Here is a 21,787-nt window from a genome sequence, read left to right on the forward strand (position 1 = left end):
AGACCGGGGCGCCCTTTTTTATCCTACTCCCGCTTGCGGGAAGGGAGGTCAGCCTTGCTCGACCGCCGCCTTGTGCATTCGCCCGTTGAGCACATAATGCGCGACGCCGACCTGCATGCCCGCGGCCTGTTCGTCGCCGATCTCGCGCACGCGACGCGCGGGCGAGCCCGCCCAGAGTTCGCGGCTGGGGATTTCCTTGTTCTCGGTGAGCAGGGCGCCCGCGGCGAGCATCGCGTCGCTGCCGATCATGCAGCCGTTCATCACCGTCGCCTTCAGCCCCACGAAGGCACGATCCGCCAGCGTGCAGCCGTGGACCATCGCGAGATGGCCGATCAGCACATCCTCGCCGATGATCGTCGGATAACCGTCGGGGCGGTGCGGCATCGGGCCGTCGCAGTGGACGACGCTGCCGTCCTGGATATTCGAGCGCGCGCCGACGACGATATGGCTGACGTCGGCGCGCAGCACGCAATTGTACCAGATGCTGACGTCGGGGCCGATGCGCACGTCGCCGATGATGCGGCAGCCGGGCGCGATGAAAGCGCTGGGGTCGATCTGCGGCGTCTTGCCGTTCACGGTGATGATGCTGATGTCGTTACGCTCCGGGATCATTCGCCGCGACCTCCCAATATATGTTCCCACAACAGGATGGGCAGCGTCGAGGCATAATCGTCGGTCCAGCGCGAGAAATTGTCGCGCGCCTCGAGCGGCACCCAGACGCCGCGTTCGAGGCCCTTTTCGCGCGGCTGCAGGCCGCCGGTCAATTGGCGCAGCCGCTGCGGCGTCGCAGTGAGGGCGACCCAGTTCGACGAGGTCAGATAATTCTCGGCCTCGGTCGCGCCCGAATCGTCCATCCGGATCGCCGAGGCCCAGCCGCGCGCCTTCGCCTCGGCGGCGAGCACGGGTTCGAGATCGAAGAAGCGGTTCGAGATATGAATCAGCAATATGCCGTCGGCCTTCAGCGACCGCGCATAGATGCCGATCGCTTCGCTGGTCAGCAGGTGGAGCGGGATGGCGTCCGACGAGAAGGCGTCGATGACGAGGATGTCGAATTGCGCGGGCGGCATCTTGGCGACCTGAAGCCGGGCGTCGCCGAGCACGATCGGCGTGTCGCCGGCGCAGTTCGACAGGAAGGTGAATTTCGTCGGGTCGCGCGCGATATCGGCCATCACCGGGTCGATCTCGAAGATCGTCCAGCGCTGGCCGGGCTTGCGATAGCAGGACAAGGTGCCCGTCCCCAACCCGACGATGCCGACCGCCGCATCGGGACCGGCGAGCACTTCAGCCTTGTCGAGCGTCAACCCGACCCCGGACTGGTGTCCATAATAGGTGGTCGGCTGCATCGCGAATCCGGCATCGGTGCGCTGCAGCCCGTGCAGCGTCGTCCCGTGTGCAAGGCGCCGTTGCTGGCGATATTCGTCGTCGGTGACCGTATAGACGCCGAAATAGCTGCGCACGCGCTTGTCGGTGAAGCTCTCCTGCAGCGTGTCCCAGCCGCCGAGCCCCAGCATCAGGCACCCGAGCACCGCGACATAGGCCCAGCGCCAGCCGGTCACGAGCAGCCCGACGACAAGGATCGCCAGCGCCCAGAGTGCCGCCGTGCCTTCGAGCTGCCCTTCCCATTCGCCGGTCATCCGCCAAGCCCCGAACGCCGCGACCGCGACGAGCAGCGCGACGACCGCGATGGCGGGTCCGCGCGAGAGTTTCAGCCATTTGTTCCAGGGGAAGAGCGCCGGCAGCGGCATGAGCAGCGCCGCTGCGAGCACCAGCAGCGGATGTTCATAGACCCAGTCGAAGAGCAGCGGCGCGGCCAGCGCCGCGAACAATCCGCCGACCACGCCGCCCGCCGACATGACCAGATAGAAAAGCGTCAGATATCTGGGCGCCGGGCGCAGGTGATAGAGATAGCCGTGTAGCGAGGTCGCGACGAGGAAGAGCATGAGCAGGCTCGACAGCGCGACGAGCATCGTGCCGCCGCCGGTGCTGAGCAGCGCGAGGCCGCCGACCGCGAGCAGCACCGCCGGGGCGATGATCGTAACGATCTGCGTCGGCCAGCTGACGGTCGAGAAGGCGAGCACGAAGCTGAGCAGATAGAGGCCGAGCGGCAGCACCCACAGCAAGGGCATGGCGACGATGTCGGTGGTGAGGTGCGTCGTCGTCGAGAGCATGAGGCCCGAGGGCACCGCGGCGATCAGCAGCCAGTGGAGCTGGCGCCGCCGGGTCGGGCGCTCTTCGTCGGCCGCCACCTCATTCGCGGGCACCTGCGCCGCGGCGTGCCGGCGCGCGGCGGCGACCGCGACGACCAGCGCGACGAGCAGGCCGTAGCCCGCGGTCCAGCCCCAGCTTTGCGCATCGAGCGGCAAATTGGGCTCGACCAGCGCCGGATAGCTGATCAATCCGGCGAAGCTGCCGAGGTTCGAGGCGGCATAGAGATAATAGGGGTCGCCCGCGCGCGCGTCGGCGGCGAACCAGCGCTGCATCAGCGGCGCCTGCGCCGAGACTGCGAAGAATACCGGGCCGATCGACGCGATCAGCAGCAGCGGCACCCATAGTGCTTCCTGCCCCGCCGATGGCGGCGCGATATGGGCGATGCCGATCGGCAGCCACAGCGCGGACGCGACGAGCAGCGCGACATGGATGACCGCCTGGCGCCGCACGGTGAAGCGCCCGAGCCAATGCGCATAGGCATAGCCGCCGAGCAGCAGCGCCTGATAGACGAGCATCGCGCTGTTCCACACCGCGGGCGCGCCACCCAATTTGGGCAGCACCATGCGCGCGACCATCGGCTGGAGGAGGAAGAGCAGGAAGCTGCCGACGAGGATCGTCGCGACGAACAGCCAGCGGCGCGGGCTTGGCGAAGCGGTCATATAGCGTTCCAAACTGCGCGCGGCAGCGCATAGGTGACGTGCGGGCGCAGCGGGTTGTCCGCGGCGAGCCGGGGATGGTCGAAATCGAGGTCGGCGCGATAGGTCATGCCGAGCCGTTCCATCACCGCGCGGCTGCGGACATTGCCGCGCCAGGTGATCGACCAGATCGCGTCGTCGGGCAGGTTCGCGAAACCCCAGGCGGTGGCGGCGCGCGCCGCCTCGCTGGCATAGCCCGTGCCCCAGCAGTCGCTCGCGAGACGCCAACCGATCTCGGCCTGGCCTTCGACCGGGCCGGCGTGGCCGCGGATCAGCCCGCACCAGCCGATCAGCCGCGCGTCCTCCTTGCGTTCGAGCGCCCAGAAACAATGGCCATGCTCTGCCTGGACTGCGCGCATACGCTCGACGAGCGCTTCGGTCGCGGCGAGGTCGAGCGGGGCTCCGAGCGTCGCCATGACCTTGGGGTCGCTGGAGATCGCCTGAAAGGGCACGACATCGGCGTTGCGCCAGGCGCGCATCGTCAGGCGCGGGGTTTCGATCACGCGCCGAGCAGCCGCGCGGCGTGGAGCGCATGATAGGTGAGCACGCCCGAGGCGCCGGCGCGGCGGAAGGCGAGCAGGGTTTCGAGGACAAGCGCGTCGCGGTCGCCCGCGCCCGCCGCCGCCGCGGCCTCGATCATCGCATATTCGCCCGACACCTGATAGACGAAGACGGGGACCTCGAAGGCCGCCTTCACGCGGGTCACGATGTCCAGATAAGGAAGACCCGGCTTGACCATCACGCTGTCGGCGCCCTCGGCGAGGTCCTGCGCGACCTCGCGCAGCGCCTCTTCGGCGTTGGCGGGGTCCATCTGATAGCCCTTCTTGTCGCCCTTGAGCAGCCCGCGCGAGCCGACCGCGTCGCGGAAGGGGCCGTAGAAGGCCGAGGCATATTTGGCGGCATAGCTCATGATCTGGACATGGCCGAAACCCTCGCCCTCGAGCGCGGCGCGGATCGCGCCGATCCGCCCGTCCATCATGTCGCTGGGGGCGATGATGTCGGCGCCGGCGCGCGCCTGATTGAGCGCCTGCCCGACGAGCACGGCGACCGTTTCGTCGTTAAGGACATGGCCGGCGTCGTCGACGAGCCCGTCCTGCCCGTGGCTGGTATAGGGATCGAGCGCGACGTCGGTGAGCACGCCGATCGCGTCGCCATGCGCCGCCTTGATCGCGCGCACCGCGCGGCACATCAGGTTTTCGGGATTGAGCGCTTCGGCGCCGTCCGCGCTGCGGCGATCGGCCTCGGTGTATGGGAAGAGCGCGATGCACGGGATGCCGGCTTCGATCGCCTCGGCGACGCGCTCGACGATCAGGTCGACCGACCAGCGCGACACGCCGGGCAGGCTGGCGATCGGCTCCTCGCTGTTCTCGCCCGCGCAGACGAAGAGCGGCCAGATCAGGTTGGCGGGGGTGAGCTGGTTTTCGCGCACCATCGCGCGGCTCCACGCGGTGCGGCGCGTGCGGCGAAGGCGCAGGTCGGGAAAGGCGGCGTGGGTCATGGCGCGTGCATAGCGGGGTGGCGCCGCGGGGCAAATGGATATTGGGCATAAAGCCCCTCCTCTGAAGAGGAGGGGTTGGGGTGGTGCAGCGGCTTGGCGTTAGTTGTCAGCCACCACCCCGCTGCGACTAACGAGCAAAGCTCGTAAGTCTCGCTGCCCCTCCTTTGAAGAGGAGGGGTTTAAGGGGGTTCAGATCCCGCCGCCGGCCCGCTTCGAGGCGATGTCGGCGAGGCCGCCGAGCTTCGGCCCTTCGGCCTGCTTCGCCGCCACGGGGGTCAGCGCCGCACCGGGGGCAACCGCGGTCAGCTGGCGGATGCGCGCGCGGAAGTCGGCGAGCGCCTTGCCCTCGAGCCGTGCGCGGGTGACGAAGCTGACCGAGGCGGGGTTCACCGCCTGGCCGTTGCGATAGACCTCGAAATGGAGGTGCGGGCCGGTCGACAGCCCGGTCGAGCCGATATAGCCGATCAGCTGGCCGCGGTTGACACGCTGGCCCGGGCGCACCGCGATGCGGCTCATATGGCCATAGCCCGTGCCCATGCCGCCGCCGTGGCTCAATTTGACGAAATTGCCGTAACCGCCGTGCCGCCCGGCGATCGTCACCGTGCCGTCGGTGACCGCATAGATCGGCGCGCCGTAACCGCCGCCGTAATCGATGCCGCTGTGCATGCGCTTGTAGCCGAGGATCGGGTGGCGGCGCATGCCGAAGCCCGAGGTCTGGCGGCCGTTGGTCGGGCGCACCATGCCGCCGCTGGTCTCGCCGGCGCCTGACGCCTCGAACCATTGGAGGCGCCCGTCGACGGTCCATTCGACCATCGACAGCCGCTGCTTGCCGTTCCGGACGAGCCCCGCATAGAGCAATTTGCCGACCTCGGTCTCGCCGGTTTCGGCGCGGCGATAGTCGACGATGATGTCATATTCGTCGCCGGCGCGAATCTCGCTGCCGACCGAAATCTGCTTGCCGATGACGCGGAGGTACGCCTGCACCGCTTCGGCTGGGGCGCCCGCGGCGCGCGCCGAGCGATAGAGGCTGCTGCCGACCCGGCCGCGGATACGCAGCGGGGTCGCGTCGACCGTGATCGGGATGCGGCGCATCACCAGCTGGCCGTTCATCCGCTCCATTTCGATGCGCAGGTCGAAGCGCGCGCGCATCGCGAGCGCGTCGACCGGGCGCGGCATGGTGCGCGCGGCGCGGCGGCCGAGGATCAGGTCGATGCGCGTGCCCGGCGCGATGTCGGCGAGCGGTACTGCGCTCGACACCTGCCGCGCGAGCGCCGCGGCATCGGCGCTGCCGACCCCCGAGCGTTCGAGCAGGCGCGCGAAGCTGTCGCCGCTGCCCAAGGTGGCGGTGAGTTCGATCTGCGGGCGTTCGGGGGTTTGCGTCAGCGGGCGCACCGCGTCGGTCGCGGCCATGTGGCGCCCGGTGTCGCCGCCCAATGCGAGCGGCACGATCATCTGCGCGCGCGCCTCGTTGAAATCGGCGGTGTCGAGCGCGGGGGCGCCGCCCGCGACGAGCGGCTGGACGCCGGGGAAGGTCGCAATCGCGCCGCCACAAAGCAGGGTCAGCGTCGCGAGGCCGCGCCACCAGGCCGCCGATCCGATATTGTCGCCGAGATCGGGGACGAGGTCGAGCCCCGCGAGCCGATCGCGCAGCGCCTCATGCCATTTGAGCTCGGGAAGCGGGTCGGCGATGCCGCTGCGCCCGAAGGGAATCGCCTGCGTCATCGACAGCGCGGCCGCGTTGCCGGTCATGCCCGCAATGGGTTCGTGACGCTGGAACAAAGACTGCAACCCCCGCCCGGTCGCCCGCGGCACCTCCCGTGCCCGGTCGCCGAAGATGTTTCCGTGCCTCCGTCTGTAAAGAAAGGTCGTTAAAGTCAATTTAATGGCCGGAGCGCCGCCGGGCGTTGCGGCGAGCCGTGGCGGAGGCGGGATATGGCGTGTCAGCCCTCCTTCTCCCTTGATGGGAGAAGGATACGAAGCCTTGTCGCGAAGCGATTAGGCGGCGTTGGATGAGGGTGAGGGCGCCGCTTTTCACCATCGTGTCACGCCGAGAGCCCACCCCCACCGCTGCGACCAAGCCCCGGATCAAATCCGGGGCAAGTCTCGCTGCCTCCCCCATCGAGGGGGAGGGAAAAGTGTCGCCGTCCGTCGATCCCCTGTTGCACCGCAGCGCGGCGCATGCCAGCTTGGACCCCAAGAAAATGTCGTCTCCCGCTTCCAGCCCGGTCAAGGCCGTCCTTGGCCCCACCAACACCGGCAAAACCCATTTGGCGGTCGAGCGCCTGACCGCCCGGTCGAGCGGCATGATCGGCTTTCCGCTGCGCCTGCTGGCGCGCGAGGTTTACGACCGCGTCGTCGCGATCAAGGGCGAGAAACAGGTCGCGCTGGTAACCGGCGAGGAGCGGATCATGCCGCCCGACGCGCGCTACCTGCTCGGGACGATGGAAGCGCTGCCGATCGAGCGCGACGTCGCCTTCGTCGGCATCGACGAGGCGCAATTGGGCGCCGATCCCGAGCGCGGCCATGTCTTTACCGACCGCATGCTGCGCGCGCGCGGCCGCGAGGAGACGATGATCCTCGGTTCGGCGAGCATCCACGGGCTGGTGCGCGACCTGGTGCCCGAGGCCGAAATCATCACCCGCCCGCGCTTTTCGACCTTGAGCTATGCCGGCACCTGCAAGCTGTCGCGGCTGCCGAAAAGATCGGCGGTCGTCGCCTTCTCGGCCGAGGAGGTCTACGCGATCGCCGAAATGCTGCGCCGCTTCGCGGGCGGCGCCGCGGTGGTGATGGGGGCGCTGAGCCCGCGCACGCGCAACGCGCAGGTCGAGATGTTCCAGGCGGGCGAGGTCGACTATCTCGTCGCAACCGACGCGATCGGCATGGGGCTCAACCTCGATGTCCAGCATGTCGCCTTCGCGAGTCTCCAGAAATTCGACGGGCGCCGCCTCCGCCGGCTGACGACCAGCGAAATGGCGCAGATCGCCGGGCGCGCCGGGCGGCACCAGCAGGACGGCAGCTTCGGCACCGTCGGCCTGCCTCAGGGCGGCTTCACCCCCGAGGAAATCCACGCGATCGAGGGGCATCATTTCCCGCCGATGCAAAGCGTCTACTGGCGCAATCCGACCCCGGGCTTTGCGACGCTCGAGCAATTGCTGACCGACCTCGCCCAGCCGCCCGCACATCCGCGGCTGCGCGCCGCGCCCGAGGCGGTCGACCTCGCGGTGCTCAAACATCTGGCGGGCGACATGGAGGTGCGTGCGCGCGGCAGCGATTTCGACGCGGTGCAGCGGCTGTGGGACGCCTGCGGCCTCCCCGATTTCGAGCAGCTCGGCGCCGAGCATCACAGCCGCACCGTGCTCCGCCTGTGGCAGTGGCGGACGAGCGGCGACGGGACGATCGATCCCGACTGGTTCGCCAAGAAGCTCGCGCGGCTCGACAGCGTCGAGGGCGATATCGACCAGCTCGCGAGCCGCATCGCCGCGGTGCGCACGCTCTGCTTCATCGCACAGCGCGGCGACTGGATCGCCGACGCCGCGGGCTGGACCCAGCAGACGCAGGCGCTCGAGACGCGCCTCTCCGACGCGCTGCACGCCGCGCTGGCGCAGCGCTTCGTCGACCGCCGCCTCGCACTCCTCATCCGCGACGCGGGGCAGCGCCACGCCGCGCTGCCGGTCGCGGTCGGCGCCGACGGCACCGTCGCGGTCGACGGCGAGGCGATCGGGACGCTGAAGGGCTTCCAATTCAAGGTCGACGCCCAGGCGCGCGCGTCCGACCACCGGCTGCTGCTCGCGGCGGCCGAGAAGCATCTGCGCGCCGAACTGGCGCGGCGCGCGACGTCGCTCGCCGAGGGCGACGACAGCGTGCTGGCGCTGGTCAGCGAGCCCGGCGAGACGCCGCGCATCGCCTGGCACGGCGACGTCATCGCAACGCTCGCCAAGGGGCCAACATTGGTGCAGCCCGCGATCCTGGTCGAACCCGCGCTGCGCCGGCTCGACGTGCCGCAGGTGCAGGCGATCGTCGAGCGGCTGCAGCGCTTCGTCGCGGCGCAGCTCGCGCGCCATGCCGGCCCGCTCGCCGCGATGGGCGAGGCCGCGGGCGACCTGTTCACGCCTCCTCGGGTCCGGGCGTTGCTCGCCGCGCTGGTCGACGGCGGCGGCTTCGTCGCGCGCGACAGCGTCGACGAACAGCTTGCGGCGATGAGTGCCGAGGAGCGGCCCTTGCTGCGCAAGATCGGGCTCACCATCGGTTCGCTCGACCTGTTCCACCCGATATTGCTGAAGCCCGAGGCGGTGCGCTGGCGCGCCGCGCTGCTCGCCGCGCAGCAGGGCGGGCGCCTGCCCCTGCTCCCTCCGCATGGCGCGGTGTGGCAGAAGGAAGGCCCAGTCGTCGGGCTCGGCATCGCGGGGTTCCGCCGCTGCGGCGAGGGCTGGCTGCGCATCGACATGGCCGAGCGCCTCGCGCGCCAGGCGCACGCCGCACGGCTCCAGGCCGACGCCAAGCCCGCGGCGCCGATCGCCGGCGGCGAAGAGGATGACGGTCACGAAGTCGAGGCCGCCCCGCCCCCCGCCGGCTTCGCGATCGACCCCGCGCTCGCCACCTCGCTGGGGCTCGACACCATGGCACGGCGCGGGCTGCTCCAGGCCTTCGGCTTCCGCGCCGTCGGCGAGCCCGAGCTCGACCGCTGGCGCTGGTCGGGACATCGCGGCCGCGACAAGAAACCCCGGCACAAGCAGGGGCACAAGCAGGGCCAAAAATCGGGCCAACGCCCGCAGCAGCCGGGCCGCCACGATGCCGCGCGGAACGGCCAGCCGGTCGCGGCGCCGGGCCAGCCGCGCAAGGACAAGCGGCGCAAACCGGGCAAGCCGGGCGCCCCGCCGCCGCGGCAGGATCGTCCCGAGCGGCCCGACCGCGCCGCGCGCCGCGGCCCCTCGCCGCACAGCCCCTTCGCCGGCCTCGCCGCGCTGCTGGCCGACGCGCGGAAGGACTGATGCCGACGCCGGGCGCCGCGGGGAGCATCAGGCTCGACAAATTGCTGTGGTATCTGCGCTTCGCACGTTCGCGCAGCATCGCGCAGGCGATGGTCGCCGCGGGGCATATCCGGCTCGACGGGCGGCGCATTACCCGCGCTTCCGCCGCCGTCCACGCGGGCGAGACTTTGGTGCTGCCGGTCGGCGAGCGGATCGAGGTCATCCGCTTGCTGTCGCTGCCGCAGCGCCGCGGCCCCGCGCCCGAGGCGCAGGCCTGTTATGTGCGGCTGGGCGAAGCGGCCCCCGCCGCCAGCTGAGCTATCGGCGCGCCCAGAAAAGCTGTGGCGCCAAAAGCGGGAAAAGCGGCTAGCCGGTGAGAGTGATTCGCAACAGTCGCTTAGCGTTGACGCACCCGCGCCGCGCGGCTTAGAGGCGCTGGAATCGCATCTGTCGGACGGCGCAAACGCCGCCTTCAAAGGGAGCCAATACCCATGACCTATGTCGTCACCGACGCCTGCATCCGGTGCAAATATATGGACTGTGTCGAGGTGTGCCCCGTCGACTGCTTCTACGAGGGCGAGAATATGCTCGTCATCAACCCCAATGAATGCATCGACTGCGGCGTGTGCGAGCCCGAATGCCCCGCCGAAGCGATCCTGCCCGACACCGAGAGCGAGCTCGAAAAATGGCTCGAGCTCAACACCAAGTTCAGCGCCGAATGGCCGAACATCACGGTCAAGAAGGAAACCCCCGCCGACGCCGACGAATATAAGGGCGTCGAGGGCAAGTATGAGACGCATTTCTCGGCGGAGCCCGGCGAGGGCGACTGAGGTCGGCACACATGGTTTCGGAGGGGCGGGACTTTCCCGCCCTTCTTTTTGCCCCCTTGAAACCGCGCGGCGACCCGCCGATGTAGATGGCGAGGGGTAGGCCCACCGGATTCTCCGGCGCGGCATCCCGAACAACGAAGGACGAATTCCCAATGATCGACCCGCTGAGCGCACTGGTTCCCGTCGTCGTCGAACAGACGAGCCGCGGCGAACGCAGCTTCGACATCTTCTCCCGTCTGCTGCGCGAACGGATCGTCTTCGTCACCGGCGAGGTCGAGGACCAGATGGCCTCGCTGATCGTCGCGCAGCTCTTGTTCCTCGAATCGGAAAATCCGAAGAAGGACATCTATATGTACATCAACTCGCCGGGCGGGGTCGTCACGGCGGGCATGGCGATCCATGACACGATGCAATATATCCGCCCGCGCGTCGGTACCGTCTGCATCGGCCAGGCCGCGTCGATGGGCAGCTTCCTGCTCGCCGCGGGCGAGCCCGGCATGCGCGTCGCGCTGTCGAACGCGCGGGTGATGATCCACCAGCCGTCGGGCGGCGCGCGCGGCATGGCGTCGGACATCGAAATCCAGGCGCGCGAGATCCTGCGCATCCGCAAGCGGATGAACGACCTCTATGTCAAATATACCGGCAAGTCGCTGAAAGAGATCGAAAAGGCGATGGACCGCGACACCTTCCTCGAAGCCGACGAAGCCCAGGCTTTCGGCCTCGTCGACCAGGTGTTCGACCGCCGTCCCGGCGCGCCCGGCGACGACGCGCCCAAGGATGTGAGCGAGGGCCCGACGCCCTGATTCGGGACAGGCGAACGGGCGGCAAGCCCTCGGTAACCGCGTTTCTTGACGCCCCGTTCGCCCCCCGTTGCTAGCCGGGACATTGTATCCATGTCACCCAATTGCCATATTGTAATCGGGGTGACGGGGGCTAGGATGATCGGCGGCGTCTCCAGCGGGGGCGGCGCCAGCATGGGCCCGGCGACGATTCGCCCGGCCCCAAAAGGAATTTTATGACCAAGCTCTCTGGCTCCGACAGCAAGAGCACCCTCTATTGCTCCTTCTGCGGCAAGTCGCAGCACGAAGTGCGCAAGCTGATCGCCGGGCCGACCGTGTTCATCTGCGACGAATGCGTCGAACTGTGCAACGACATCATCCGCGAGGAGATCAAGGGCGGGGTTGCCGCGCGCAAGGACGGCGCGGTGCCGACGCCGCTCGAAATCTGCCAGCACCTCGACAATTATGTCATCGGCCAGAACACCGCCAAGCGCGTGCTGTCGGTTGCGGTGCACAACCATTACAAGCGCCTCGCGAACAGCGGCCGCGGCGACGACGTCGAACTGGCGAAGTCGAATATCCTGCTCGTCGGCCCGACCGGCAGCGGCAAGACCCTGCTCGCGCAGACGCTCGCGCGCTTCCTCGACGTGCCCTTCACCATGGCCGATGCGACGACGCTGACCGAAGCCGGCTATGTCGGCGAGGATGTCGAGAACATCATCCTCAAGCTGCTCCAGTCGTCCGACTATAATGTCGAAAAGGCGCAGCGCGGCATCGTCTATATCGACGAGATCGACAAGATCAGCCGCAAGGCCGAGAATCCGTCGATCACCCGCGACGTGTCGGGCGAAGGCGTGCAGCAGGCGCTGCTCAAGCTGATGGAAGGCACGACCGCGTCGGTGCCGCCGCAGGGCGGACGCAAGCATCCGCAGCAGGAATTCCTGCAGGTCGACACGACGAACATCCTGTTCATCGCGGGCGGTGCGTTCAGCGGCCTCGAAAAGATCATCGGCGACCGCCTGCAGGGCAAATCGATCGGTTTCGGCGCGCATGTCGCCGGCCCCGACGAGCGCCGCCAGGGCGAGGTGCTGAAGAGCATCGAGCCCGAGGATCTGCTGAAATTCGGCCTGATCCCCGAATTCGTCGGGCGCCTGCCGGTGATCGCGACGCTCGAGGATCTCGACATCGATGCGCTGGTCAAGATCCTGGGCGAGCCCAAGAACGCGCTGATCAAGCAGTATCGCAAGCTGTTCGACCTGGAAGAGGTCGTGCTGACCTTCACCGACGATGCGCTGGTCGCGGTCGCCAAGAAGGCGATCGAACGCAAGACCGGCGCGCGCGGGCTGCGCTCGATCGTCGAGGCGATATTGCTCGACACGATGTTCGACCTGCCCGACCTGACCGACGTGGTCGAGATCGTCGTCGACAAGGATGTCGTCGAGGGCCGCAAGGACCCCGTGCGCGTCTATGCCGACAAGGCGAAGGAAGCCGCCGGCGACGCCGCCTGAGTCGCGGCGCGCGCCGATGCGGCGCGCGCCAGCGATGTTGCATTGCAGCAACACCCCGTGGGAAAAACGCCGCCGCGCCTGTGGATAAGTCGCGCGGCGCGACGCAAATTCGCGTTTTTTTGACCTTTGGCCAAACGGCCCGCCGCTCGCGGCTTGCACTGTCACATTTGCTGTCACAATCGTGCCACATGCGGGCTTCAGGGGCGCTCGCAGGTCAGGCGCGCCCCTCATCGCGTGCCTGCCAGATGCACCAAAGGGGACATTCATGAAACTTCGTTATTCGATCGCCGCGAGCCTGATGGCTATCAGCGTCGCGACGGTCATCGCGGCGCCGGCACAGGCGCAGGAAACCAGCTCGTCGGTCCGCGGTACCGTCGAATCGCCCAGCGGCCCGGTTCCGAACGCCACGGTCACCGTGACCCACGTTCCGTCGGGCACCGTCGCGCGCACCACGACCGACGGCACCGGCAATTTCAGCGCCAACGGCCTTCGCGTCGGCGGCCCCTACACGGTCGAAGTGACCTCCGACAGCTATGACTCGGCGCAGGTCACCGACCTGTTCCTGCAGGCCGGCCAGCCCTACCGCCTGCCGATCATGCTCGAGGACACGGCGATCGTCGTCACCGCCTCGTCGGTCGGCGGCGCGCTCGAACAGTCGAACGGCCCGATCACCGCGCTGGGCCGCGAAGCGATCGAAGGCGTCGCCTCGGTCAACCGCGACATCCGCGACCTCGCCCGTCGTGACCCGCTGGTCACCATGGACCTGACCAACGCGCGCACGATCGAAGTCGCCGGCAACAACGGCCGCCTCAACCGCTTCTCGGTCGACGGCGTCCAGTTCAGCGACGACTTCGGCCTCAACAACGGCGGCCTGCCGACCTCGCGCGGCCCGGTTCCCTTCGACGCGATCGAGCAATTCTCGGTCAAGGTCGCACCTTTCGACATCGCCGAAGGCGACTTCCAGGGCGGCGCGATCAACGTCGTGCTCCGCTCGGGCGCCAACAAGTTCCACGGCGGCGCCTTCTTCACCTATACCGACGACAGCCTGACCGGCGACCGCACCCGCGGCCGCGACATCTCGCTGAACTTCGACAGCAAGCAATATGGCGCCAACATCAGCGGGCCGATCATCAAGGACAAATTGTTCTTCATGCTCGCTTATGAAAAGACCGAGGAAACCGACCCGTTCGACGACGGCTTCGGCCCCGGTTTCGCCAACCAGGTTCCCGGCCTCACCCAGGCTGTGATTGACCAGGTCAGCGCCACGGCGCAGTCGCGCTACGGCTATGACACCCTCGGCCTCTCGCCCAACGCAGTCGAAGAAGACGAAAAGATCATCGGCAAGCTCGACTGGAACATCAGCGACACGCAGCGCGCCTCGCTGACCTATATCCGCAACGTCGGCACGCAGCAGTTCCAGCAGAACACCTTCCTGACCTCGCCCTTCGCGCTCGGCCTGCAGTCGAACGGCTATGAGCTGGCGGAAGAAGTCAACACGGGCATCTTCGAGCTGAACTCGACCTGGTCGGACCAGTTCTCGACGACCTTCCGCGCGTCGTATCGCGACTATAACCGCGACCAGACCCCGTTCGGCGGCCGCGACTTCCCGCAGATGGAAGTCTGCACCGACGCGACCTCGGCCGGTTCGGCGACCAGCTGTAACGGCACGCGCCTGTTCTTCGGTCCCGACGTGAGCCGCCATTCGAACGATCTGAACACCGAAAACCTGTCGTTCGACTTCACCGCGCGCGTCGACGCCGGCGATCATTCGCTGCGCTTCATGGCGGGCTACACCGACGTGAGCGTGTTCAACCTGTTCCTGCAACGCTCGCTCGGCGACTTCTATTTCGACAGCCTTGCCGACTTCGCGGCGGGCAACGCCAACCGCCTGCGCTACGGCAACGCCGTTCCCAGCCTGAACCCCGACGATGCCGCGGCCAGCTTCGGCACGCAGAACTACACCATCGGAATCCAGGACGACTGGCAGGCCACGCCCGACCTGACGCTGTCGCTTGGCGTGCGTTACGACCTGTTCGGCAACGATGCCAAGCCGCCGCTCAACCCGAACTTCCTCGCGCGTTACGGTTTCCACAACCGCGAGACGTTCAACGGCCGCGACGTGATCCAGCCGCGCTTCGGCTTCAACTGGCAGGCCACCGACAAGCTGATCGTCCGCGGCGGCGTCGGCATCTTCTCGGGCGGCACGCCCGACGTGTTCCTGTCGAACAGCTTCTCGAACACCGGCCTGCTGACCAACTCGGTCGACATCACGCGTGCCAACTGTGCCGGATCGGTGACCTGCGATGCCCTCAACGGCATCGACGACGGGATCATCCCGACGAGCGTCAACAACTTCCTGGCGACCAACACCGCATCGCTGGCGCTGGCGCCGACCGACAATATCGATCCCGACCTGAAGATCGCACGCAAGTGGAAGGCCTCGCTGCAGGCCGATTATGAGATCGGTAGCGGCTGGTTCGTGGGCGGCCAGTTCCTGTACGACAAGAACATCTATGGCTACACTTGGACCGACCTGCGTTCGATTCCGATCGGTACGCTGCCCGATGGCCGCACCCGTTACGGTGCCTTCAACGGTGTCGCGACGACCAACCGCGACCTGCAGTTGACCAACAGCGAACGCGGCCGTGCCTTCTTTGCGACCGCACGCTTCTCGAAGGCGTTCGACTTCGGCCTGACACTCGACGGCAGCTACACCTATTCGAACGTGAAGGACGAAGGGGCGCTGACCTCGTCGACCGCCTCGTCGAACTATGGCAACAACGCCTTCGTCGATCCGAACCGCGCCGCCTATGGCCGCTCGATCTACGAATATACCCACCAGTGGAAGGGCGGGATCGACTTCAAGCGCGAGTTCTTCGGCGACAACGAGACGCGGATCAGCCTGTTCGGCGAATATCGTTCGGGCCGTCCGTACAGCGTCACGATGCTGGACAACAGCGGCGGTCGCGGCGCGGTGTTCGGCACGGTCGGCAACCTCGGCAACATGCTGCTTTATGTTCCGACCGCAGGCGTCGATCCGAAGGTGACCTTCGATTCGGCGGCTTCGAAGACGGCGTTCGACAGCCTGATCACGCAGCTCGGGCTCGAGAAATATCGCGGCGGCATCGTGAAGAAGAACACGCAGACGTCGCCCGACTTCTTCAAGGTCGACCTGCACTTCAGCCAGGAACTCCCGGCGTTCGTCGGCGATGCGAAGTTCAAGCTGTTCGCCGACGTCGAGAATGTGCTGAACTTCATCGACAGCGACTGGGGCTCGCTCCGTCAGGTCGCCTTCCCGTACAACTCGGCAATCGTCCGCGTGACCTGCGCGGCGACCAGCGGCACCAACTGCACCCAGTATCAGTACAGCAACGTGCTGTCGCCGAACGAGGTGCTGACCAGCCGCGTGTCGCTCTACGGCATCCGCGTCGGCGTGCGGGTCAACTTCTAAGCCGGCCGGCTTCGGCCAGAAGAAGGGGCGCGGGAGGCAACTCCCGCGCCCTTTTCTTTGCCTTGAAGAAGCAAAGTCCGGCGCCGGCCGGCGCAGCGGCGCGATGGCTCAGCCCGCGGCGATACGCCGGGCAGTGTCCTGGACGAGCGCAATCATATTGGGGACGCCCTGGGTGCGGTTCGACGACAGCTGGCGCGTCAGGTCGAAGGGGGCGAGCGCGGCGGCGACGTCCATCGCCGCGACCTCGGCGGCGGGCCGGTCCTGCACCGCGGCGAGGACGAGCGCGACGATGCCTTTGGTAATCGCGGCATTGCTGTCGGCGAGGAAATGCAAGGCTCCGCCCGGCTGCGGCACCGGATAGACCCAGACGCTGGCCGAGCAGCCGCGCACCAGCGTGGCGTCGGTCTTGAGCGCATCGGGCATCGGATCGAGGCTGCGTCCGAGATCGATCAGCAGGCGATAGCGATCATCGCCGTCGAGGAAGTCATATTCTTCGAAAATATCGTCGAGGCTGCGCATGGGCGCGCCAGTGACAGATTTGGGGGAGCGTGGGAAGGGGCCCATTTTTCCTCTCCCGTCGGGAGAGGCGGCGAGACCTGGCGGCTTGATGCCTGGTCGCAGCAGTGAGGGGATGGGGCCGCCGACGGGTGGGGAGCCCCTCATCCAACTCCGCCTGGCCGGCAAAGCCGGCCGGGCGTCCTATCCTTCTCCCGACGGGAGAAGGAAAAGCGTCAGAGATCAACGCCCGCGGCGATCGCTTCGAGCTTGCGCAGCCGTTCCTTGAGGTCGGCGATCTCGATGCGCGAGCCGGCGTGCGGGACGGTGGCGTCGTGCGCGACCGCGACATGCCCCGCGGCGAGTTCGTCGCGCTTGAGCTGGATCCAGTCGCGCCAGCCGCGCAGCGCGACGAGGCTGACGATCGCCAGCGCGGACAGCGCGACCGCGGCGGCGGTGAGGTCGGGAGTGATGAAAGCCATGAGCGTTGCTCCTTTGTCGGCGTTCGGGTTTTGGCGGGTTCAGGGCCGGTCGCGCAGCCGCTCGATCTCTTCGTCGAGGGTCGCGGCGCGGTTGCCGTCGGTGGCGATGCGTTCGAGCACCTGGATACGCTCCTTGAGCGTGCGGATTTCGGCGAGCAGGGCCTTGGTCTCTTCCTTGTCGGCGGCGTTGCCGACAAAATATTCATTGCCCTTGTTGTCGCGGCGGATGCCGTGCTTGGCCTTGATGATACCGCCGATCGTCACGATCAGGACGATACCGACAACCATTTCAAACGGACCCATGGGGAGGCTCCTTTCCTGTCGTTTCAGTTGAGCGGCGCGTCGCGCAGCTTTTCGATTTCGTCGGCGACATCGATTCCCTTGTCGGTCACGATGCGTTCGAGGACGCGGACGCGCTGCTCGAGCCGTTCGGTATGCGCCGCATATTGGGCGGCCTTTTCGGCGGTCTCGTTGGTGATCGCCTTGAGCTGCCTTTCCTTGAACTTCAGGTGGCGCTCATAGGCGGCGTAGCCGATCCCCATGATGGTCGGCACCGCGACCACGAAGAAGATGATGCCAAGAACGAAAGATTGGTTGTCCATCGGAGCCTCCTCAGTTCGCGGGGTGCCGCAGCGCCTCGATCTCGTGGCTCAGCCTATGGCCTTCGTCGGTGACGATGCGTTCGATCACCGCGAGCCGGTCCTTGACCGAGCCCAGTTCGGCGCGCAGCTGCGCATTTTCCTGGCTGATCAGCTTGACGCGTTCCATCGCCTCGTCGCCGGTCCTGGGATAGACCGCTTTGCCCCAGCTGTTTTCGAGCGGGTAGCCGTTCTTGACGCGGAGCCAAGTGGTGAAGACCCAGCCGCCGACCCCGGCCAGGCCGACGATCGCGGCGACGGGGGCAATGGCGTTCAGAAGATCGAGATTCATGGATTTTCCCCTCAGCGCAGGCGGTCGATCTGGTCGGCGAGCTGCGCAGCCTGACCGCCCTCTTCGGTCGCGATGCGTTCCAGCACCGAAATCCGTTCTTCGAGCCGGCCGATCTGGCTGGCGAGCTTGGCATTGTCGTCGGTCAACAGCTTGATTTTTCGATCAGCGTCGGGGTCGGTTCGATGAACCGTGCCGCCCCATTCATTCTCGACCGGATAGCCATGCTTGGCGCGGATCCAGGTGGTGAACATCCAGCCGCCGATCGACAATGCGATGATGGCGAGGACGAAACCGGTTCCACCGAAATTCATGTGTCTTCTCCCTGTTGCCCGTCAGCCGCTTGTCAGCGCAGGCTGTCGATCTCGTCGGCGAGCCGACGGTTGTGGCTGGTGTAATAGAGTTCGATGTCGGCGAGCCGGCGGTCGATGTCGCGGAAGCGCGAGCGGATGTCGCGGGTCGAGGCGGCGGGGTTCGAGCGTACGCCCTGCCAGAACTTCGCTTCCTCGTTCGAGCCGTAGAGCGCGAAGGGCTTGGCCGTGCCCATCCAGGCGACCATCCAGTAAGCGATCAGCGTCCAGGGGAAGCCGCCCATCAGGGTGAGCAGGACGGCGCCGACGCGGACCCAGAGGACGTCGATCCCGCTATAGTCGGCGATCCCGGCGCACACGCCGCTCCATTTGGCGTTCTGCTTGTCGAGGTAGAATTTGGTGCGGCTGGCAGACATCTCAGTTCCTCCTGGTCATTTCGAGCTGCGCCAGATCTTCATCGCTGCGAACCGCGGGGCGGAAATCGGGATGGTCGGCGCTGATGATGCGTTCCACAGTATGGAGACGATTCTCGAGCCGGCGAGCCGTATCGTAGAGTTCGTCGAGCAACTGCTCATCTTCTCCGGTCAATGTCTTGGCCTGCTTCCACTTGGTGACATAGTGGAGGATCAGCCAGGGCAGACCGAGGAAGAGCGTACCGATGACGATCGGGACAATGATCACTTCTTCCATCGGTCCGGCTCCTTACTTCTTGCCCTGCGCGGCTTTCAGCGCGGCGAGTTCGTCGGCGACCTTGTCGGCGGACTGCAGCTCGGCGATCTCTTCGTCGAGCGACTTCTTGTAGCCCAGACCGAGCGCATCGGCACGGCCTTCGGCCTCGTCGACGCGGCGCTCGAGGATTTCGAAGCGCGAGAAGGCATCCTCGACGCGGTCGCCGTTGGTCATCTCGCGCAGCTTGTAGCGATTCTCGGCACTTTCGAGGCGGTTGACGACGCTCGACTGGCGCGCGCGCGCTTCGCTGAGCTTCTTCTGCAGCTTGGCGATATCGGCTTCATAGCCCGCGAGCGCCTCGTCGAGGACCGCGATCTCGGCCTTCAGCCGCTCGGCCATGTCGCCGGCCTTCTGCTTCTCGACGAGCGCGGCGGTGGCGAGGTCTTCGCGGTCCTTCGACAGCGCGAGCTCGGCCTTTTCCTTCCAGCTGTCCTGCAGGCTTTCGAGCTTGGCGATGTGGCGGCGCATTTCCTTCTGGTCCGCGATGGTGCGGGCGGCGGAAGCGCGGACTTCGACGAGCGTCTCGTTCATCTCGAAGATGATCTGGCGGATCATCTTTTCGGGATCCTCCGCACGGTCGAGCAGGTCGGTGACGTTGGCGGCGATGATGTCGCGGGTGCGTGAAAAAATACCCATTTGACTAACTCCTGACGAAATATTTGAGACCTTGTCTTGTTTAAAAATGCTGGTGCCGGGGCGGGGCAAGGGGGGAGAGTGCCCCGGCACCAGTGCCGGTCAAGCCATTTGGCCGACCGCCGGGGTGGCTGCAGCGGCCGCCAGCGCCATCCCGCCCGGGGAAGCGGCGATGTCGAAGGCGACTTTGGGCTGGTCGATCACGCCGACGAGGATCGCCAGAGCGCCGGTCGCGCTGAGCGCGAAGGTGGTGGCCTGGGCAAAAATCGTCTTCATGTCGTCCGTCCCTTTTTCGCTGCACCGGTGCGAGTTGCGCCGGTTCGCAAGACACTATGCAGGGGGCGTGCCAATTGCCGGAATCGGCTGAAAACAGCGCAACTTCACACCGAATTGCATCCCCCTGACAATTTCCCTTGCCAATCAGCGGGAAAATTTGCCAATCATTGGGAATGGAGCGCGAAACGCAGTTCATCGGTCAATCGGCCACCTTCCAGGACGCGGTAGAACGCGCCAGCCTCGCGGCGTCGCTCGACCGGCCGGTCCTGATCATCGGCGAGCGCGGCACCGGGAAGGAGTTGATCGCCGAGCGCCTGCATCGCCTGTCGACGCGCTGGGACCGTCCCTATGTGATCATGAACTGCGCCGCGATGCCCGAGACCTTGATCGAGTCGGAATTGTTCGGGCACGAGGCAGGCGCCTTCACCGGCGCGACGCGGACGCGCGCGGGGCGCTTCGAGGAGGCCGACGGCGGCACGCTCTTCCTCGACGAACTGGCGACGATGTCGATGGGCGCGCAGGAGCGGCTGCTGCGCGCGGTCGAATATGGCGAGGTCACGCGCGTGGGCTCGTCGCGCCCGATCCGCGTCGACGTGCGCATCGTCGCGGCGACCAACGAACATCTGCCCGCGCTGGTCGACGACAACCGGTTCAGGGCCGACCTGCTCGACCGGCTGTCGTTCGAGGTCATCACCCTGCCCCCGCTGCGCGCGCGCGAGGGCGATATCGAAGTGCTCGCGACCTATTTCGGGACGCGCATGGCGGCAGTGCTCGGCTGGGACGAATGGCCGGGCTTCGGTCCGCGCGCGCTCGCCGCGATGGAGGGGCACGACTGGCCGGGCAATGTCCGCGAGCTCAGGAACGTGATCGAGCGCGCCATCTATCGCTGGGCCGATCCGGCGAAGCCCGTCGATGCGCTGAGCTTCGATCCGTTCGCCAGCCCGTGGCAGCCGGCGGTGCGAAAACCCGCCGCCAAGGTCGAACCGACCGCGGCTCCGACGGGGGCGTCGGCCGAGGCGCCCATGCTCGCTGCCCCGCCCTCGGGATCGGTGAGCGACCTGCGCGCGACGGTCGATGCCTATGAAAAGCAGATCCTGTCCGACACCATGGCGCGCTGCCGCTTCAACCAGAAGATCGCGGCCGAGGCGCTGGGGCTGAGTTACGACCAGATTCGCCATGCGCTGAAGAAGCATGGGTTGAACTGAACCCCCTTCCCCCTCGATGGGGGAAGGATACGGAGCCTTATCGCGAAGCGATTAGGCGAAGTTGGATGGGGGTGACGGTGCGCCCTTGCACCGACGCTTCAGGCCGAGACTGCACCCCCACCGCTGCGACTAGCGAACAAGTTCGCAAGTCTCGCTGCCTCCCCCATCAAGGGGGAGGAGGGATTTTATCTCGATTGTCAGACTTACTCCCCCGGCAACTGCCGGCTCAGCGCCTCGATCACCGCATCCTGCGCCGACACCGTCTCGGCCAGCCGCTCGCGCAGCGCGTAGATGTCGGGCAGGCCGTCGATCGCTTCGTCGGTGGTGCGTTCGACATAGAGCCGGTCGATGTCGGCGAGCGCCGCGGTGATCGGCGCGCGCGCGGCGACGAGGCGCGAGATCGCCTGCTGCGCGACGACCCAGGCCTCGCTGGCGACCGACGCGCCCGCGGCGGCATTGACCATTGCGACCGTCGGATCGCGCTCGGCGGCGAAGGCCTGCTGCGCGGCGCTGCCATCGGCGTCCCAGCGCGCGAGGCGCCCCGCGAGATCAGCGGGAAGCGGCCCCGGCGGCGGCACGACGACCGCAGGCGGCGCGACGTTGAGCCGCCCCTCGACCGGACGCTTGGCGAGCGACGGCGCGGCGCTATTTTGCGCGGCGGCGCAAGCCGTCAGCGACAGCGAGGCAGCAAGGGCCGCGGGCAGCAAAAGGGCGATGCGCTTCATTACCGTCCCTGATATGGGCGCGCGGCGAAGGCGGCAAGCGCCGAATCGGACAGCAAGGGGCGAATCGA

Annotated in this window: 23 protein-coding genes; 7 read left to right on the forward strand and 16 right to left on the reverse strand. The window is 67.1% G+C overall.

All coding sequences use genetic code 11. The annotated features are described in order from the left end of the window. Nucleotides 1-48: 48 nt before the first annotated feature. The 5 genes from AC1RNQ_RS02375 to AC1RNQ_RS02395 form a co-directional block, all read right to left on the reverse strand. Complete coding sequence (locus tag AC1RNQ_RS02375; RefSeq protein WP_493168623.1) at nucleotides 49-612, reverse strand: gamma carbonic anhydrase family protein; 564 nt, start codon at nucleotides 610-612, stop codon at nucleotides 49-51. Continuing rightward, nucleotides 609-2,867, reverse strand: a complete 2,259-nt coding sequence (locus tag AC1RNQ_RS02380; protein ID WP_493168624.1) for a spermidine synthase — start codon at nucleotides 2,865-2,867, stop codon at nucleotides 609-611. Before AC1RNQ_RS02380 ends, AC1RNQ_RS02375 begins: the two co-directional genes overlap by 4 nt. Beyond that, a complete protein-coding gene (locus tag AC1RNQ_RS02385; RefSeq protein WP_493168626.1) occupies nucleotides 2,864-3,406 on the reverse strand; it encodes a GNAT family N-acetyltransferase in 543 nt (180 codons plus the stop codon). The genes AC1RNQ_RS02380 and AC1RNQ_RS02385 overlap by 4 nt, the downstream gene beginning before the upstream one ends. Next, the gene (hemB, locus tag AC1RNQ_RS02390) at nucleotides 3,403-4,401 is read right to left on the reverse strand and encodes a porphobilinogen synthase (protein ID WP_493168628.1); all 999 of its coding nucleotides are present in this window, start codon (nucleotides 4,399-4,401) and stop codon (nucleotides 3,403-3,405) included. The genes AC1RNQ_RS02385 and hemB overlap by 4 nt, the downstream gene beginning before the upstream one ends. A gap of 189 nt (nucleotides 4,402-4,590) precedes the next feature. Next, nucleotides 4,591-6,150: a M23 family metallopeptidase gene (locus tag AC1RNQ_RS02395; RefSeq protein WP_493168629.1), complete on the reverse strand. Its 1,560-nt coding sequence runs from the start codon at nucleotides 6,148-6,150 to the stop codon at nucleotides 4,591-4,593. A 452-nt stretch (nucleotides 6,151-6,602) separates the two neighbouring features. Here AC1RNQ_RS02395 and AC1RNQ_RS02400 point away from each other — a divergent pair, with 452 nt between their 5' ends. From AC1RNQ_RS02400 to AC1RNQ_RS02425, 6 genes are all read left to right on the forward strand, one after another. Then, on the forward strand, nucleotides 6,603-9,389 hold the full coding sequence (locus AC1RNQ_RS02400) for a helicase-related protein (RefSeq protein ID WP_493168631.1): 2,787 nt from the start codon (nucleotides 6,603-6,605) through the stop codon (nucleotides 9,387-9,389). Further along, nucleotides 9,389-9,685 (forward strand): RNA-binding S4 domain-containing protein, encoded by a 297-nt coding sequence (locus tag AC1RNQ_RS02405; protein ID WP_493168633.1) that lies wholly within the window; start codon nucleotides 9,389-9,391, stop codon nucleotides 9,683-9,685. The genes AC1RNQ_RS02400 and AC1RNQ_RS02405 overlap by 1 nt, the downstream gene beginning before the upstream one ends. 174 nt (nucleotides 9,686-9,859) lie before the next feature. Continuing rightward, nucleotides 9,860-10,198, forward strand: coding sequence for a ferredoxin FdxA (gene fdxA, locus AC1RNQ_RS02410; RefSeq protein ID WP_493168635.1), 339 nt, complete (start codon nucleotides 9,860-9,862; stop codon nucleotides 10,196-10,198). A gap of 152 nt (nucleotides 10,199-10,350) precedes the next feature. Next, nucleotides 10,351-11,001 (forward strand): ATP-dependent Clp endopeptidase proteolytic subunit ClpP, encoded by a 651-nt coding sequence (gene clpP / locus AC1RNQ_RS02415; protein ID WP_493168636.1) that lies wholly within the window; start codon nucleotides 10,351-10,353, stop codon nucleotides 10,999-11,001. A gap of 212 nt (nucleotides 11,002-11,213) precedes the next feature. Then, nucleotides 11,214-12,485: an ATP-dependent Clp protease ATP-binding subunit ClpX gene (gene clpX, locus AC1RNQ_RS02420; protein WP_493168637.1), complete on the forward strand. Its 1,272-nt coding sequence runs from the start codon at nucleotides 11,214-11,216 to the stop codon at nucleotides 12,483-12,485. Nucleotides 12,486-12,750: 265 nt separating this feature from the next. Beyond that, nucleotides 12,751-15,936, forward strand: a complete 3,186-nt coding sequence (locus tag AC1RNQ_RS02425; protein WP_493168639.1) for a TonB-dependent receptor — start codon at nucleotides 12,751-12,753, stop codon at nucleotides 15,934-15,936. Nucleotides 15,937-16,044: 108 nt separating this feature from the next. On the opposite strand, the gene AC1RNQ_RS02430 is transcribed toward AC1RNQ_RS02425, so the two are convergent. The 10 genes from AC1RNQ_RS02430 to AC1RNQ_RS02475 all read right to left on the reverse strand — a co-directional run bounded on the left by AC1RNQ_RS02430 (nucleotide 16,045) and on the right by AC1RNQ_RS02475 (nucleotide 19,789). Next, nucleotides 16,045-16,455 carry a SufE family protein gene (locus AC1RNQ_RS02430; protein WP_493168640.1) on the reverse strand — a complete coding sequence of 137 codons (411 nt, stop codon included), beginning with the start codon at nucleotides 16,453-16,455 and terminating at the stop codon, nucleotides 16,045-16,047. Nucleotides 16,456-16,667: 212 nt separating this feature from the next. After that, nucleotides 16,668-16,913, reverse strand: a complete 246-nt coding sequence (locus tag AC1RNQ_RS02435; protein WP_493168641.1) for a hypothetical protein — start codon at nucleotides 16,911-16,913, stop codon at nucleotides 16,668-16,670. 39 nt (nucleotides 16,914-16,952) lie between these two features. Further along, nucleotides 16,953-17,216: a hypothetical protein gene (locus tag AC1RNQ_RS02440; protein WP_493168643.1), complete on the reverse strand. Its 264-nt coding sequence runs from the start codon at nucleotides 17,214-17,216 to the stop codon at nucleotides 16,953-16,955. Between the two features lie 23 nt (nucleotides 17,217-17,239). Then, nucleotides 17,240-17,515, reverse strand: a complete 276-nt coding sequence (locus tag AC1RNQ_RS02445; RefSeq protein WP_493168645.1) for a hypothetical protein — start codon at nucleotides 17,513-17,515, stop codon at nucleotides 17,240-17,242. 10 nt (nucleotides 17,516-17,525) lie between these two features. Continuing rightward, a complete protein-coding gene (locus AC1RNQ_RS02450) occupies nucleotides 17,526-17,843 on the reverse strand; it encodes a hypothetical protein (protein WP_493168647.1) in 318 nt (105 codons plus the stop codon). Nucleotides 17,844-17,854: 11 nt separating this feature from the next. Then, nucleotides 17,855-18,154, reverse strand: a complete 300-nt coding sequence (locus AC1RNQ_RS02455) for a hypothetical protein (protein ID WP_493168648.1) — start codon at nucleotides 18,152-18,154, stop codon at nucleotides 17,855-17,857. Between the two features lie 32 nt (nucleotides 18,155-18,186). Further along, nucleotides 18,187-18,567, reverse strand: coding sequence for an envelope stress response membrane protein PspC (pspC, locus tag AC1RNQ_RS02460; RefSeq protein WP_493168649.1), 381 nt, complete (start codon nucleotides 18,565-18,567; stop codon nucleotides 18,187-18,189). Between the two features lies 1 nt (nucleotide 18,568). Next, complete coding sequence (pspB, locus tag AC1RNQ_RS02465; protein ID WP_058807398.1) at nucleotides 18,569-18,841, reverse strand: envelope stress response membrane protein PspB; 273 nt, start codon at nucleotides 18,839-18,841, stop codon at nucleotides 18,569-18,571. Nucleotides 18,842-18,853: 12 nt separating this feature from the next. Next, the gene (gene pspA / locus AC1RNQ_RS02470) at nucleotides 18,854-19,516 is read right to left on the reverse strand and encodes a phage shock protein PspA (protein WP_493168651.1); all 663 of its coding nucleotides are present in this window, start codon (nucleotides 19,514-19,516) and stop codon (nucleotides 18,854-18,856) included. Nucleotides 19,517-19,615: 99 nt separating this feature from the next. Further along, nucleotides 19,616-19,789, reverse strand: coding sequence for a hypothetical protein (locus AC1RNQ_RS02475; protein WP_493168653.1), 174 nt, complete (start codon nucleotides 19,787-19,789; stop codon nucleotides 19,616-19,618). Nucleotides 19,790-19,962: 173 nt separating this feature from the next. Between AC1RNQ_RS02475 and pspF the strand changes: the two genes are divergently transcribed. After that, the gene (gene pspF, locus AC1RNQ_RS02480; RefSeq protein ID WP_493168654.1) at nucleotides 19,963-20,994 is read left to right on the forward strand and encodes a phage shock protein operon transcriptional activator; all 1,032 of its coding nucleotides are present in this window, start codon (nucleotides 19,963-19,965) and stop codon (nucleotides 20,992-20,994) included. Between the two features lie 203 nt (nucleotides 20,995-21,197). Here pspF and AC1RNQ_RS02485 read toward each other — a convergent pair whose 3' ends face one another. After that, entirely contained in the window at nucleotides 21,198-21,719 is a 522-nt protein-coding gene (locus tag AC1RNQ_RS02485; RefSeq protein ID WP_493168655.1) for a hypothetical protein, read from the reverse strand. Between the last annotated feature and the right edge of the window lie 68 nt (nucleotides 21,720-21,787).

Source organism: Sphingopyxis sp. GW821-FHT12F08 (assembly GCF_058806755.1).